The organism is Spirillospora sp. CA-108201, assembly GCF_050936235.1.
Classification (GTDB): domain Bacteria; phylum Actinomycetota; class Actinomycetes; order Streptosporangiales; family Streptosporangiaceae; genus Spirillospora.
Genome location: NZ_JBNJNE010000001.1, coordinates 8,472,917 through 8,486,571, shown reverse-complemented (window position 1 = coordinate 8,486,571; position 13,655 = coordinate 8,472,917). Strand labels below are relative to the sequence as shown.

Annotated in this window: 13 protein-coding genes; 11 read left to right on the top strand and 2 right to left on the bottom strand. The window is 72.7% G+C overall.

Features of this window, described 5'->3' with window-relative positions:
• The first annotated feature begins 108 nt into the window (after window positions 1-108).
• The 5 genes from ACQEU6_RS40675 (at window position 109) to ACQEU6_RS40655 (ending at window position 4,255) form a co-directional block, all read left to right on the top strand.
• Window positions 109-939: an outer membrane protein assembly factor BamB family protein gene (locus ACQEU6_RS40675; protein WP_499340622.1), complete on the top strand. Its 831-nt coding sequence runs from the start codon at window positions 109-111 to the stop codon at window positions 937-939.
• The gene (locus ACQEU6_RS40670) at window positions 936-1,694 is read left to right on the top strand and encodes a protein kinase domain-containing protein (protein ID WP_499339027.1); all 759 of its coding nucleotides are present in this window, start codon (window positions 936-938) and stop codon (window positions 1,692-1,694) included. Before ACQEU6_RS40675 ends, ACQEU6_RS40670 begins: the two co-directional genes overlap by 4 nt.
• Window positions 1,676-2,683 carry an outer membrane protein assembly factor BamB family protein gene (locus ACQEU6_RS40665; protein ID WP_499339026.1) on the top strand — a complete coding sequence of 336 codons (1,008 nt, stop codon included), beginning with the start codon at window positions 1,676-1,678 and terminating at the stop codon, window positions 2,681-2,683. The genes ACQEU6_RS40670 and ACQEU6_RS40665 overlap by 19 nt, the downstream gene beginning before the upstream one ends.
• A gap of 113 nt (window positions 2,684-2,796) precedes the next feature.
• Window positions 2,797-3,888 carry a hypothetical protein gene (locus ACQEU6_RS40660; RefSeq protein WP_499339025.1) on the top strand — a complete coding sequence of 364 codons (1,092 nt, stop codon included), beginning with the start codon at window positions 2,797-2,799 and terminating at the stop codon, window positions 3,886-3,888.
• Window positions 3,889-3,913: 25 nt separating this feature from the next.
• On the top strand, window positions 3,914-4,255 hold the full coding sequence (locus tag ACQEU6_RS40655) for a hypothetical protein (RefSeq protein WP_499339024.1): 342 nt from the start codon (window positions 3,914-3,916) through the stop codon (window positions 4,253-4,255).
• 26 nt (window positions 4,256-4,281) lie between these two features.
• Here the strand turns inward: ACQEU6_RS40655 and ACQEU6_RS40650 are convergent, their stop codons facing one another.
• A complete protein-coding gene (locus ACQEU6_RS40650; RefSeq protein WP_499339023.1) occupies window positions 4,282-6,213 on the bottom strand; it encodes an amino acid transporter in 1,932 nt (643 codons plus the stop codon).
• Between the two features lie 224 nt (window positions 6,214-6,437).
• On the opposite strand from ACQEU6_RS40650, the gene ACQEU6_RS40645 reads away from it, so the two are divergent.
• The 4 genes from ACQEU6_RS40645 (at window position 6,438) to ACQEU6_RS40630 (ending at window position 10,163) form a co-directional block, all read left to right on the top strand.
• On the top strand, window positions 6,438-6,776 hold the full coding sequence (locus tag ACQEU6_RS40645) for a hypothetical protein (RefSeq protein WP_499339022.1): 339 nt from the start codon (window positions 6,438-6,440) through the stop codon (window positions 6,774-6,776).
• Between the two features lie 151 nt (window positions 6,777-6,927).
• Window positions 6,928-8,403, top strand: coding sequence for an FAD-dependent oxidoreductase (locus tag ACQEU6_RS40640; protein WP_499339021.1), 1,476 nt, complete (start codon window positions 6,928-6,930; stop codon window positions 8,401-8,403).
• Between the two features lie 16 nt (window positions 8,404-8,419).
• Window positions 8,420-9,544, top strand: coding sequence for a hypothetical protein (locus ACQEU6_RS40635; protein ID WP_499339020.1), 1,125 nt, complete (start codon window positions 8,420-8,422; stop codon window positions 9,542-9,544).
• 4 nt (window positions 9,545-9,548) lie between these two features.
• A complete protein-coding gene (locus tag ACQEU6_RS40630; protein ID WP_499339019.1) occupies window positions 9,549-10,163 on the top strand; it encodes a TetR/AcrR family transcriptional regulator in 615 nt (204 codons plus the stop codon).
• On the opposite strand, the gene ACQEU6_RS40625 is transcribed toward ACQEU6_RS40630, so the two are convergent.
• Window positions 10,150-11,409 (bottom strand): hypothetical protein, encoded by a 1,260-nt coding sequence (locus ACQEU6_RS40625; protein ID WP_499339018.1) that lies wholly within the window; start codon window positions 11,407-11,409, stop codon window positions 10,150-10,152. The genes ACQEU6_RS40630 and ACQEU6_RS40625 overlap by 14 nt on opposite strands.
• 331 nt (window positions 11,410-11,740) lie before the next feature.
• On the opposite strand from ACQEU6_RS40625, the gene ACQEU6_RS40620 reads away from it, so the two are divergent.
• Both ACQEU6_RS40620 and ACQEU6_RS40615 read left to right on the top strand, forming a co-directional pair.
• On the top strand, window positions 11,741-12,826 hold the full coding sequence (locus ACQEU6_RS40620) for an NAD(P)H-dependent amine dehydrogenase family protein (protein WP_499339017.1): 1,086 nt from the start codon (window positions 11,741-11,743) through the stop codon (window positions 12,824-12,826).
• A gap of 25 nt (window positions 12,827-12,851) precedes the next feature.
• Window positions 12,852-13,589 (top strand): glucose 1-dehydrogenase, encoded by a 738-nt coding sequence (locus ACQEU6_RS40615; protein WP_499339016.1) that lies wholly within the window; start codon window positions 12,852-12,854, stop codon window positions 13,587-13,589.
• Window positions 13,590-13,655 lie beyond the last annotated feature (66 nt).

Below are 13,655 nucleotides of genomic sequence, written 5' to 3'. Positions count from 1 at the left end.
CCCCGCGGGACCGCCCTCGCCGCGGCGCCCACGCCGGCGTGGACCTTCGTCCCGCCCGCGCGCGTCGGGTCCGACGAATCGCATCTGCTGGTCGCGGGCGATGTGTTGTTGTGGGGCGGTGAAGACGCGACGTACGGGGTGGACGCCGCGTCGGGGCGGCGGCTGTGGACGGCGGACGTCAGCATGTTCGCGGGCGGCGCGGTCCACGGGTCGACGTTCGTGCTCCCGAACGGCGCCGGTCTCGACGGCAAGACGACGATCACCCTGGTCGACGCGGCGTCCGGTGAGCCGACGCATCTGCCGATGCCGGGGGGGCGCGCTTCCCGGTTCCGTCTTCGGCGTGGCCGGCGGCGCGATCCTGCTGGAGTCGGGGACGTACTCGGACGAGGACACCCCGCCGTGTGGGCCGTCGACCTCGCCGGCGGCAAGGCCCGGTGGCGGTTCCCCCTCGCCGACTCGGCCGTCGAGGGCGCGGTCGGCCGGAGCGGCCTGTACCTCAACGCCAAGCACACGCTGAGCGCCGTCGACCTCGCCACGGGCCGCAGGCGCTGGGCCGTCGACTGGTCCAGGTCCGGACAGGACTGGCCGACCCGGGGCGTCGCGGTCGCCGGTGGCAGGGTCTTCGGCCGGCAAAGTGATCTTCAGGGGGGTCGACCTGCACACCCACGACCGTGCGACCGGGGCCCCGGGTGGACGCTGGCGGGCCCGGAGAGGTTCGTCGGCCAGCCGGGGCGGGACGCGGCGTCGGACGACGTCCTCGCGGTCCCGTTCAGCAGTGGATCGGCCTGCGGGGTCTTCGCCGCCACGACCTCCGGCCGGGGGCTGTGGGCGCTTTGGAGCGACGTCGCCCGCGCCAAGGAATGGGGCGTCGTCGTGTCGGGCTCGTCGATCTTCGCGACCGATCATCAGCGGCTGCTGTGCTTCCGGACGGCCTCGTGACAGGCTCGGACGATCCCGACCGCATCGGCAGGTACCGGGTGCTGCGGCGGCTGGGCGAGGGCGGCATGGGACGGGTCTACCTGGGCGCGTCCCCGGCCGGGCGAGCGGTGGCGATCAAGGTGGTGCGGCCGGACCTCGCCGGGGACCCGGAGTTCCGGGCCAGGTTCCGGGCCGAGGCCGCCGCCGCCCGGCGGGTCAGCGGCGCGTTCACCGGCCCGGTGGTCGACGCCGACCCGGACGGGGCCGTCCCGTGGCTGGCGACCGCGTGCGTCAACGGGCTCAGCCTGAAGGAGACGGTCGACCGGAACGGGCCGATGCCCGAGCCGCTGCTGCGCGCGCTCGGCGCCGGGCTGGGCGAGGCGCTGATCGCGATCCACGCGGCGGGGCTGCTGCACCGCGACCTCAAACCGGTCAACATCCTGCTGGCCAAGGACGGGCCCCGGGTCATCGGCTTCGGCATCAGCAGGACCGCCGAGCATGGCGCGTCCGCCCACGGGCCCACGCAGGCGCTCACCTCCGAGGGGCGGTTCATCGGGTCCCCCGGCTCCATGTCCCCCGGAGCAGATCCGCGGCGGGACGCTCGCCGCGTCCGCCGACGTGTTCGCCTTCGGGGCGGTGCCGGCCTTCGCCGCCACCGGTCGTGCCCCGTTCGGCCGGGGCGGACTGGCCGCGGTCATCCACCCGGACGCTGCACGAGGCGCCCGATCTGGACGGCGTACCGGCGTCCCTGCGGCGGATGGTGGCCGGCTGCCTGAGCCGCGATCCCGGCGAACGCCCGCCCACCGACCTGCTGCCGTCACTGCTGGCGGCCGAGCCGGTGGCCCCCGGCTGGCTTCCGGGGACCCTCGGCGACGAGCTGCGGCAGCGGGAGGACACGCTCCTCCTGGACCTGCGGGAGATCGCCAAGGCCCGCACCCGCCGGCGGCTGCTGCTCGGCGGCGCCGCCGCCGCGGGACTCGCCGTCATCGGCGGCGGGACGGCCGCGGCGCTGTCCGCGGCCGGCGGGGCCGGGCACAGGCCGTCCCCGCCGAAGGCGCTGTGGCGGACGACGATCGGCGACCTCACCGACCGGGCCTTCAGGGTCGGGCTCCTCTCCCGGACGGTCATCCCCCACGACGAGGGAGTGGTGTACCGCGGCCACTCGCTCGACACCGGGCGGCAGCTGTGGTCCCGCCGGTTCTCCGCCGTCGTCGGCGTGGACGCCGCCACCGGCAGGCGCCTCTGGACCCACGAGTGGCCCTTCACGGCCTACCTCGCCTTCCTCTACGGCATCACGAACCGCACCCTCGTCGCGCTCGGGAACCGGGGGTCGGAAAGCCTCCTCGTCAGGCTCGACACCGCGACGGGCGCGCTCCGCTGGGCCGATCCGGAGGGGAGCCTGACCTACGTCCCCGAGGGCGGCGGGAACCTGATCTTCCGCAACCCGTCGGGCGTCACGCTCGACGCGCTGGCCGCCGACACCGGCCACAGGCTCTGGACGGCCGAGCTTCCCAAGGCCGCGGCGGATCCCCACCAGGACAGGCGGCTCTCGTCGAACATCACCGTGGCCGGCGGGACGGTCTACACCGGCGTGGCCGGCGCCACGGGCGCGGGACTCTACGGCTGGGACGCCGAAACGGGCGAACTCGTCTGGAACCACCCCGCCGCCACCTCCGCCCCGACCAGGCAATGGGCGCTCAGCACCCGCGACCGCACCCTCGTGGCAGCCCAGGACAGAACCCTCCTGGCCTTCCGCCTCGCCTGAAACGCATGGCCCGCGACCGCGACGAGGGCGCCGCCGGTGCGATTCCGGAGGTGTGTTCGTCTCACTCTTCGTAGTTGGGAGTGGGAGGGTGGAGGTGTCGAGGTCAGGGAGGGATGTTGAGTACGTACGCCTACGACGTGGAGCGTCACGCATTGGTGGTCTTCTGGAACACCGGGCTGGGGAACGCCGCCTTCACCGTCGCGGCGCTCTCCGAGGGGGTCACCGGCGATCAGGCTCAGCAGCTCGTCCACGCGTTGACGCTGCTCTCGAAGCAGGCCTGGCGGACCTACACGCACCCGGCGTCCGCCGCCGAGGACCAGAGCGAGAACAGCGAGGGGTGGCGTCGCGACCACGATCGAGAAGCCTTCGCCACGGTCGCCGACGCCCTCGCCGACCCCAACCTCCCGAGAGACGGCGTGCTGCTCCAGTCGTCCAACCCCGTCGAGGAGGCGGCGCATCGGGCCGGCCGCGCCCTGCGCGCCGCGGGCGGCGCGGAGCTGACCGCGTGCATCGTGGCGGAGGTGCAGACCGAGATGAACGCTGTCGAGAAGGCGGAACTCGGCGACCTCACCGGCCGCGCCCGGCAGGCCGTGGCGCTCACCCGCGCCGGGGCCTCGCCGGCGCAGGTCCAGGCCGCCGACAAGATCCTTTCCGACCGTCCGCTCGGCAGCCACGCCCTGTTCACCGACGTCGATCCCGTCGCCGCCTCTATCGCGGCCGCGCACTGGCTGCAGGCGGCCGCCGACGTCGCGGCCGAGACGTCGGGGCTGGCCCCCACCCAGATCGTCGAGGAGGCCGACAACATCGAAGCCCTCGCGCACGCCACGCCCACCGCCGTGCTGGAGAGCCTGGAGGTCGGCCTCTCCCCCTACGACGCGATCACCGGCATGATCCGCGACGCCATGGCGGCCGCCGAGGGCAGGATCCCCGACATCGACGCCGTCCGCGACTGCATCAGCCAGGCGGACGAGCTCGCCGCCGAACACCAGGACCCGCGCCTGCGGAGCGGTCTTCTGGAGTCGCTCCGTACCACCCCGCTCGACCCCATGCGGCCCGCGCACGACCTTCTCGAAGACCTTCTCGACGGGATCCGCGGATGCCGGCTCATCTACCGGGAGAGCGCGGAATCGGACGAGGACGCCGACGACTCCTTCGCCGACGCCGTCCGCGCCGAGGCCGACGAGAACCAAGACCGTCTGATGTGACCGGCCGGCGGGAGGCCCCGGCGTCATGAGCGCGTGGGTCTACATACGGGGCTGGCTGGAGTTCCACGGGCAGAGAGCCGAGGCCGAGCGCGTCATCAGCGGTGACCCCGCGGGATGGGCGTTTCCGGAGGGCGGCTGGCTCGACGCGGCGTGCTATGCCCGAGCGGTTCGCCCCTCCGGCGCCGATGACGTTCTCGACCAGGTCCGGCGGATCGCGGCCCTCCCCGCCGTCGACGAGGACGACGACCGGGTGTGCGGGCTCTTCCTCGTCTTCCACGAGGAGGGGCACCAGATCGAGTGGCAGGTCAGGGACGGGCGGGTCCAGGTCGCTCCGGCCCCGGACCGCTATGACCACCTCTGGCGGTAGCCGGGGGCGCGGGGCGGCCTGAGACGTCAGCCGACGTGGACGATGGGGCGGCGTTCGACGTCGGGTTCGGCCTGGCGGAGGATCTCCCGGGTCAGGGGCGGGACGTCGCCGCCGCCGAAGACCAGGTAGCGGAGCAGGGCGCCGATCGGGTTGCCCTCGGCCCAGTGGAAGTAGACGTGCGGCTGCTTGCCCGTCTCGTGCTGGACGTGGAGCAGGATCGCCGCGATCGCGTTGGGGATGCTCGGGCCCTCGGTGCGCAGGATGCGGTATCCGTGCCGCTCCTCGCCGGTGACGCGCACGGTGGACTCGAACTCCGACGCGTCCGAGACGGTGAGTTCGAGGAACAGCAGCCCCTCATCGGCGCGGAGGCGATGCAGTTCCCAGGCTTCCTGCGCCTTGTCCAGGTACTCCTGGCGGTCGCGTTCGTCGGGCTCGTTGGCGATGATCCGCAACTCGCCGGGCCGGTCGAGGAACTCGCGGGCCTTCTCGTCGAACTCGACGTCGGTGATGCGCAGTTCGGTGGAGCGGGTGGCGCGGGAGATCAGCGAGGTGACGACGATCGCGACGCAGAACACGACGGCGATCACCAGGCCGTCGGGGCGTTCGATGATGTTGGCGATCGTGGCGTAGGCGAAGACCAGGGTGACGGCGCCGAAGGCCGCGGCGGGGCGGCGGCGGCCGCGCTTCCAGGACGCCAGCGTCGCGGCGACCGCGGCGGACAGGATCAGCGCCAGGACGCCGGTGGCGTAGGCGCCGCCCTGCGCCTCGACCTGGGCCCCGAACAGCAGGGTGATGGCGAACGAGACGAGGGTGAAGATCAGGACCATCGGGCGGGTGGCGCGGGTCCAGTCGGGGGCCATCCCGTAGCGGGGCAGGTAGCGGGGGACGATGTTGATCAGCCCGGCCATGGCGGAGGCGCCGGCGAACCACAGGATCGCGACCGTGCTGAGGTCGTAGGCGGTGCCGAACCACTCCCCGAGGTGCTCGTGCGCGAGGTAGGCCAGCGCCCGGCCGTTGGCCTTCCCGCCCTCCTCGAACTCCTTCTCGGGGATCAGCACGCTGGTGGCGAAGCTGGAGGTGATCAGGAAGACGCTCATGATGACCGCGGCCGTGGTCAGCAGCTTGCGCGCGCCCCGGATCCGCCGGTCCAGATCACCCTTGACCAGCGGCATCACGGCCACGCCGGTCTCGAACCCGGACAGTCCGAGGGCGAGCTTGGGCATCACGAACAGCGAGACGGCGACCATCACCAGCGGGCTGGAGTGGTCGGCGGTCAGCGCGTGCCTCCAGTCGGTGACCAGCCCCGGATCGGACGCCACCTCGACCAGGGCGGTCCCCACCACCACGACGTTCAGCACCAGGTACACCGCGACCAGGACGACCGCGATCGAGATCGCCTCGCTGAACCCCACCATGAAGACCGCGCCCAGCGCCGCGATCAGCACCAGCGTGACCGGGATCTGCCAGCCCGCGACCGCGTCCGGGGCGAACGGGTTGTGCAGCAGGTGGGCGGTGGCGTCGGCGGCCGACAGCGTGATCGTCACGATGAACGCGGTGGCGACGAAGCCGAGCAGGAACAGCACCAGGAGCTTGCCGCGCCAGCCGGGCAGCAGCCGTTCCAGCATCGACAGCGACCCCAGCCCGTGCGGGCTCTGCCCCGCCACCGACCGGTAGACCGGCAGCGCCCCGAACAGGGTCAGCGCCACCAGCAGCAGGGTGGCGATCGGGCTCAGCGCCCCGGCCGCCAGGGCGGCGATGCCCGGCTGGTAGCCCAGCGTGGAGAAGTAGTCGACGCCGGTCAGGCACATGACCTGCCACCAGGCGTGCTGCTTGTGCGGCGCGTCCTCGTGGTGCGGCTGCTTCTTGTGCGGCCCCGGCTTGTGCCCCGGGCGGTGCAGCCCCTGGAGCAGCCAGCGCCGCATCCCCGAGTCCGACTCCGGCTCCACTGACGTTCCCATGCGGCCCCCAGGTCGACTCGCGAGCCCGCACACAATACTGGTGACAGCGGACATCCGCGCCAGTCCTGCACGGAACAGCGGCTCCATCGCTCGTCGCGGGGGCCGGGCGCCGCGTGTCCGCACGCGTATCGGACCGCCGCACGCCTTCTCGGGGACGCCGAACGCCTCTAGGCTCCGCTGCTATGGAGCCTGACGCGTTCACGAGTTCTCCAGTGGTCTGGCTGGTGACCGAAGACGTCCACCTCGTCCGTGCGGACACCATCACCGGCATCGGGGTTTCCGGTGAACAGATCATCGTCTGGCAGGGGGACCGGTCCACGACCGTGGCACAGGTCAACCTGCGCCCGCAGTTCACCGCGAACTACGCCGGCGTCCTGGCCCAGCGTCTCGCCGCCGCTGCCGCCGACCCGCCCCTCGACCACGTGGGACGGCCCTTCCCCGTCGTCTACGTGTGGCTTCACCTCGATGATGCGGACGACCCCTGCTGGCAGGTCATGGTCGCGGGCAGCGGCGAAGACTCCGATCCGCCCGAGCCGCCCTTCAGCAGCGGCCCGCTGGCCTGACATCGCCGAGCGGATCGAGCCGCTGATCGAGGCGGCAGGGACTCGCTGAAGGCTGCGGCCGCGGGGACGAACCATGCCTATTGACCTTGCCTCGCCGTGAGCGCATCATACATTCACTCGTTGAGTGTATGAATGGATGGGCGGTGGCGGGATGGTGCGCGGGACGGCCGTGGTGCTCGGTGGGAGTGTGGCGGGGTTGTGCGCCGCGGGAGTGCTCGCCGGGCACTTCGGGCGGGTGGTCGTGCTGGAGCGGGATCGGCTGCCGCCGGGCGCCGAGCATCGGCGGGGCGTTCCGCAGAGCAAGCACCCGCACTTCCTGCTCAACTCCGGCCGGCGGGCGATCGGCGAGATCTTCCCCGGGTTCGAGGAGGCGCTGATCGCGGCGGGCGGGATGCACCTGATGCCGTCGCTGGACGCGGCCTACTGCGAGAACGACGGCTGGGCCCCGCGCAAGTCCGGGTCGATGACGATGGTGTACGGCTCCCGGGTGCTGATCGAGCGGGTCCTGCGCGACAAGGTGCGCGAGCTGCCGGCCATCGAGATCCGCGAGGGCGTGACCGTCACGGGGCTCCGCACCGCGGACGGTCGCGTCGAGGGGGTCGAGTACGACGGCGGCCACCTGGCCGCCGACCTGGTCGTCGACGCGCTGGGACGCGGGTCCTCGGTCGTGGACTGGCTCGGCGCGGCGGGGTGGGAGGCGCCGCCGGAGAGGACCCTCGACGCCAAGGTCACCTACACCTCGCGCTGGTACGACCTGCCCCCGGAGGGACGGCGCCCGGAGACGTGGTGGTGGAAGCACCTGGTCATCACCCCGACCCAGGACACCGGCGACCACCCCGCCGAGCACGAGTTCCTCAGCAACTTCTTCCCCATCGAGGGAGAGCGCGCCATCGTGTGCATGGGGTCGTGGGGCATCGCGATGCCGCGCGGGGTCGAGGCGTTCGAGGACGCCCTGGACCGCGTGCGGACACCCGTGTTCGCGCAGGCGGCCCGTGCCTGCACCCCGACTTCGGCAGTGCATCTGACCCGTTCGACCGGCAACAAATGGCGCCGTTACGACCTGCTCGGAAAGCCCCCGGTCGGGCTGGTGTGCGTCGGTGACTCCATCTGCGCCTTCAACCCGTTCTACGCCCAGGGGATGAGCTCCGCCGCCCGTTCCGCGCTCATCCTCGACGAGGTGCTGCACGGGGGCGGCGCGGTCGACCTCGCCTTCATGCGCGCGTTCCTGCGCAGGCAGAAGAAGTCTCTCCAGGTCCCCTGGATGCTGGCGATGGCCCGCGACCAGGCCTACGACTTCGCGACCGGGACGGAGGTCGCCGCCGCCTGGCGCCGCAGGATCATCGCGCGGCTGAGCTGGCCGGTCTTCAACGCCGTCACCGCCGCGAGCCGCGAGGACGCCCACGTCGAGCGGACGTTCGCCCAGGTGTTCAACCTCGACAGGTCGCTGCGGCGGATGGCCGCCGATCCGCGGTTCTGGTTCGGCGTCGCGCGCTACAGGGTGCGGCAGCGGCTCGGACGGACCGTCGTGCCCCACGGGTTCGACGTCCGGCGGGATCCCCCCGGCATCGACTACACCGAACCCCGCGGCGCCGCGCCGGCCCGCGGTGACGATCTCGTCGGCACCTGACGGCGGGGAGCGGCTCATGGGGTACACCTGCGACCCGGCGGCCGAGCGACTCGCCGGGAGCCTCGGCTTCTCCTGCCACGACGCCCGTCCCGTGGTGGGCTTGCGCAACCCGTTCGACCTCGCCGACGGGACCATGGCGGCACTCGAACTGCTCATCGTCGGCGGCGCGGTGTTCGCCCTGGTCCACGCGTGGCGGCGGTGGCGGCGCGACGGCGACCCGGTCAACCTCTCGCTGTGGTTCGCCTCGGTGGTCTACCTGGCCGTGATCGAACCGCCGCTGTACTTCCCCGGCTGGTTCGGCCTGCAAGAGCACGTCGGGTTCATCTTCTCCCACAACGTGTTCACCGTGCAGTTCATGTACGACCGGCTGCCGCTCTACATCGTGGCCTTCTATCCCGCGATCTCGCAGCTCGCCTACGAGCTCGTCCGGGCGCTCGGCGTCTTCGCGCGGCGCGGGCCGCTGATCGGCTCGGCGGCGGTCGCGTTCGCCTGCCAGGTCTTCTACGAGATCTTCGACCAGCTCGGGCCGCAGCTGAGGTGGTGGGCGTGGAACCCCGCCAACGAGAAGATCAACCAGCCGGCGCTCGCCTCGGTGCCGATGAACAGCATGCTCCTGTTCGCCTCGGTCTCCTTCGGCGCGATGACCTACCTCGTCGTCCGCCTGGTCGGCGGCGGGAACGGCCGCGGAGCGCTCAGCGGCCTCCAGATCAGCGGGCGCACCCTCGTCGCCGGCGTCGTGACGCCCCTCGCGATGGTCGTCGTGAGCGCCCCCGGCGGCGCCTTCGAGGGACGGCTCGGGGTGCAGCGGGCCATCCTCACCGCCGAGCTCGCCGCGGTCTGGCTCGTCGGCCTGTACCTGCTCGCCGACGCCTGGCGCGCGGGGAGCGGCGGCAGGGCCGTCCCGGTGGCGTCGCCGGTGTTCGCGCGGATCTATCCGGCGCTGTACCTCGGGGTCCACCTCGTCTTCTGGCTCGTCGCGCTGCCGGCGTACTTCGCGGCGACCGACGGCGTCACCGAGCAGGGCACGCCGATCGGCAGCCTCTGGTACGCGGGGCTGTGCGCCGTCGCGGCCACCGGGATCATCGCGGCCGCGCTCCGCGCGATCATGCCACGGGGAACGGCTGAGCCTGTGCCATCCTGAGCCCATGGGGCACCACGGCTGGGGAGGCCGGCCACCCGCGTCGGAGGCCGAGGCCCGGCAGCGCATCGTCGACGCGACCGTCCGCTGCATCGACCGGCACGGCGTCGCGAAGACGACCCTGTCCGACGTCGCGAGCGAGCTCGGCGTCACCCGCCAGACCGTCTACCGCCACTTCGGCCGCATCAGCGACATCATCGGCGAGGTCGCGGCCCAGGGCGCGGAGGCGTTCGTCGACCGGCTGATCGCCCATCTGCAGGGGGTCGGCGACCCGGCCGAGGCCGTGGTCGAAGGCATGCTCTTCTGCGTGCGGACCATCCCGAACGAGCCGCGGCTGAGCCTGCTGCTCCAGCTGGAGGACTCCGCCGCCTTCGGCCGCGGGGCCACCACCGCGGAGGCCGTCGCCTACGGGGCCGAGATGCTGAAGCGCTTCCCCGTCGACTGGGCGGCCGCCGGGGTCGGCGAGGACGATCTCGACGGGCTCGCCGAGGTCGTCATGCGCCTGCTGACCTCGCTGCTGCAGCATCCGGCCGAGCCGCCGAGGGACGAGGCCCGGCTCCGCGCCGTCCTGACCCGCTGGCTGGCCCCGAGCCTGCGCGCCGGCGCCGTCAGACGGGAGTGATCGGCAGGGAGCGGCGGGGTTCGAAGGCGAAGGCGGCGCCGGTGCTGAAGCGGACGACGGCGACCTCGCCCGGCTCCGGGGCCGGGTCGTCGCGGCGGACGACGGTCAGCCGCCATTCGTCGCCGGAACCGGTCGCCTCGACGTCGAGGCGGACGTCCACGGCGCGGACGACGGCCTGGAGCGCGGTCGTCCACCCGGGGCCGCAGAGCGAGATCCACGCGCCGTCCTCATGCGCGGGGGACGGACGGACGGCGACGTCCGCGCCGTCGATGTCGGCGTCGACGTAGGCCGCGGGGTTGAGGAGGGGGTGCACCGCGAGCAGGCGGGCCGCTCCCTCGGGGCCGCGCGGCAGGTCCAGGGCGCGGGCGAGCCGTTCGGCGGCGATACCGGCGATGCCGACGAGCTGCTTGCGGCGGATGCGGAGCAGTTCTTCCGCGCCGGCGGCCCGCTGGGCCACGGAGAGCGTGAAGGCGCGGTTGAGCAGGTGCATCTGGAGGCAGACCTCGTCGGCGACACGCGCCAGGGCGGAACGGGAGAAGGCGGCGAAGTCGAGGTCGGAGAGCAGCGGCCCGGAGTAGTCGGCGAGCCCGTCGTCGGACGGGTCGATCGGTGCGAGTTCGAGGGTCGCGGCGCGGGAGCGCTCGTTGTCGGCGAGGAGGGGGATGCCCTCGGCGTCCGGGTGGGACTCGTCGATGATCACCGTCCACGCGCAGTGGGGGCGCCGGTCGGCGGGGCTGCGCGGCGGACGGTGGATCGGCCGCACCTGGGCCTTGGGGTTGGTCGCGACCGCGGTGGCGTCGAAGGTGGGGTCCTCGATGTCGTGGCACATGGACCGGACGTAGTCGTCGCCCATCGGCTCCACGTCCATCAGGGCGCCGCAGTGGTCGAGGTGGAACTCGCCGTGCCGGCGGTCGTGGACGGTGTAGCGGAAGTCCATGAACTGCGGCGGGGCGCCGATGTCGAGCTGCAGGCCCTTGAAGATGGTCGGGACGTCGCCTTTCCCGGGCACGTCCGGGGCGTAGCCGAGCGCCCGCTGCATCCGCCTGGTGTAGATCGGGCTCGACGCCGCCCACTCCTCGATCGCGATCCGCGCCATCTCCCGCCGTCCGAACGCGGAGATGCACCACGCCATCCCGGAGCGGTCGATGAGCTGGCCGATCAGGAGCAGCTCGGGGACGACGACCGCGAGCTCCTCGCGGGTCAGGTCGGCGTAGCGGCCCGGAGGCGTCACCGGCGGGTGGGCCATCTGCGGATCTCCTTCTCGGCGGTCCTGCCCGGGTGCTGATCAGGTCGGCGGGGACGCCGGGCCGCGGTCCCGGGCTCGGCGCGGCTCCCCCCGCACATGACCTCATAGTAGAACGTGTTACAAAGAAGCTGGAAGCCTGTCTGGACATATGTCCGGAAGAATGGTCGGCGAGGTCGGCCATTGCGACGACATCGAAGCCCGCCCTATGCTGGACATGTGTCCAGCCAGCCGCCCGGCGCGGTCCGGTGAACGCCGGAGACGGCCCTCGGGACCTCGCTGGTCGGTAACGCGTTCTATCGACCGGCACCGCTCTCACCCGTCGAGGAGCATCATGGCCATCCGCGTCCTGCACGTGGCCACCGGCAACGTCGGCCGCATCGCCCTGGCGCAGCTGATCGAGGACCCCCGCTTCGAACTGGCCGGGCTGGTCGTGTCGAATCCCGGGAAGGTCGGGCGCGACGCCGGCGAACTCGCCGGCCTCGACGTGGTCACGGGGGTCGCGGCCACGGCCGACCTTGAGGCGGCCCTCGCCTCCCGGCCGGACTGCGCCGTCTACTGCGCGATCGGCGAGACGCGGCTGCCGGGCGCCCTCGCCGACATCGGGAGGATCCTCGCCGCGGGCTGCGACGTCGTCGCCTCCTCGCCGGTGCCGCTGATCTACCCCTGGGGCCTGCTGCCGGAACGCATGATCCGTCCCGTCGAGGACGCCTGCCGGGCGGGCGGGACGAGCGTCTTCGTCACCGGCGTGGACCCCGGCTGGGTGAACGACCTGCTGCCCTTCGCGATCGCGAGCACCTGCCAGCGGGTGGAGCAGGTGCGCTGCTCGGAGATCGCCGACTACGCGACCTACGACGGCGGCCCGGTCATGGTCGACTTCATGGGCTTCGGCCGCCCCGTGGGGGACCTGCCGAAGATCCTTCGCCCGGGGATGCTGGCCGCGTCGTGGGGCGTCAGCCTCCGGATGCTGGCCCGGGGGTTCGGTTTCGAGCTCGACGAGATCACCGAGCGGTTCGAGCAGGAGCCCGCGCCGGAGGCGTTCGACGTTGCGGCGGGGCACATCCCCGCGGGCGGGATGGCCGCCCTCCGGTTCCAGGTCGCGGGCGTCGCCGGCGGCCGGGAGGTCCTGGTCATCGACCACACGACCCGGCTGCGCGGCGACCTGCGCCCCGACTGGCCGCAGCCCGCGCAGGACGGCGGCTCGTACCGGGTCGAGATCGTCGGTGAACCGTCCTACCGCGTCGACGTCTGCCCGACGAGCGCCAGGGGAGACCACAACTACGCCGCCATCGCGGCGGGCGCCGGGCGGATCGTGAACGCGATCCCCGACGTCATCGCGGCGCCGCCGGGGCTGCGGACGCCGCTCGACCTGCCGTTCACCACCGCCCGCGGCGTCTTCGCGGCGGCTCTGGCCGGCTAGGGCACCGACGGAAGGGACGGCGACCATGGGACGTGTGGACGGGAAGATCGCGCTCATCAGCGGCGGGGCCCGCGGCATCGGCGCGGCCAGCGCCCGGGCCCTGGCCGCCGAGGGCGCCAGGATCGTGATCGGCGACATCCTCGACGACGAGGGCCGGGCCGTCGCGGACGCGCTGGGCGACGCCGCGCGCTACGTGCACCTCGACGTGACCAGCGAGGCGGACTGGGCGGCCGCCGTCGAGACGGCCGTCGCCGAGTTCGGCGCGCTGAACGTGCTGTTCAACAACGCGGGCATCGCCAACGGCGCGGCCGTCAACCGCTTCAGGACGGAGAAGTGGCGGCAGATCATCGACGTCAACCTCACCGGCCCGTTCCTCGGCATCCGCGCGGCCACCGACGCGCTGATCGCCGCCGGGGGCGGTTCGATCATCAACAACTCCTCCATCGAGGGCCTGCGCGGCACCTCCTGGGCGCACGGTTACGTGGCCTCCAAGTGGGGGCTGCGGGGCCTGACCAAGTCGGTCGCCGTGGAGCTCGCCCCGCACGGCGTCCGGGTCAACTCGCTCCATCCCGGCCTGATCCGTACGCCGCTCACCGAGGGCATCCCCGACGACATGGTCCCGATCCCCCTCGGACGCCCCGGCCTGCCCGAGGACGTCGCCTCCTTCGTCGTCTTCCTCGCCAGCGACGAGTCGTCCTTCGCCACGGGCTCGGAGTTCGTCGTCGACGGCGGCACCGTCCAGCAGATCCCCCACAAGACCTGACCCGGATCGAGGCTCACCAGGCCGAGGGCTCCCTGGGGTCCTGGACGCGCAGCAGGACGGGCCAGG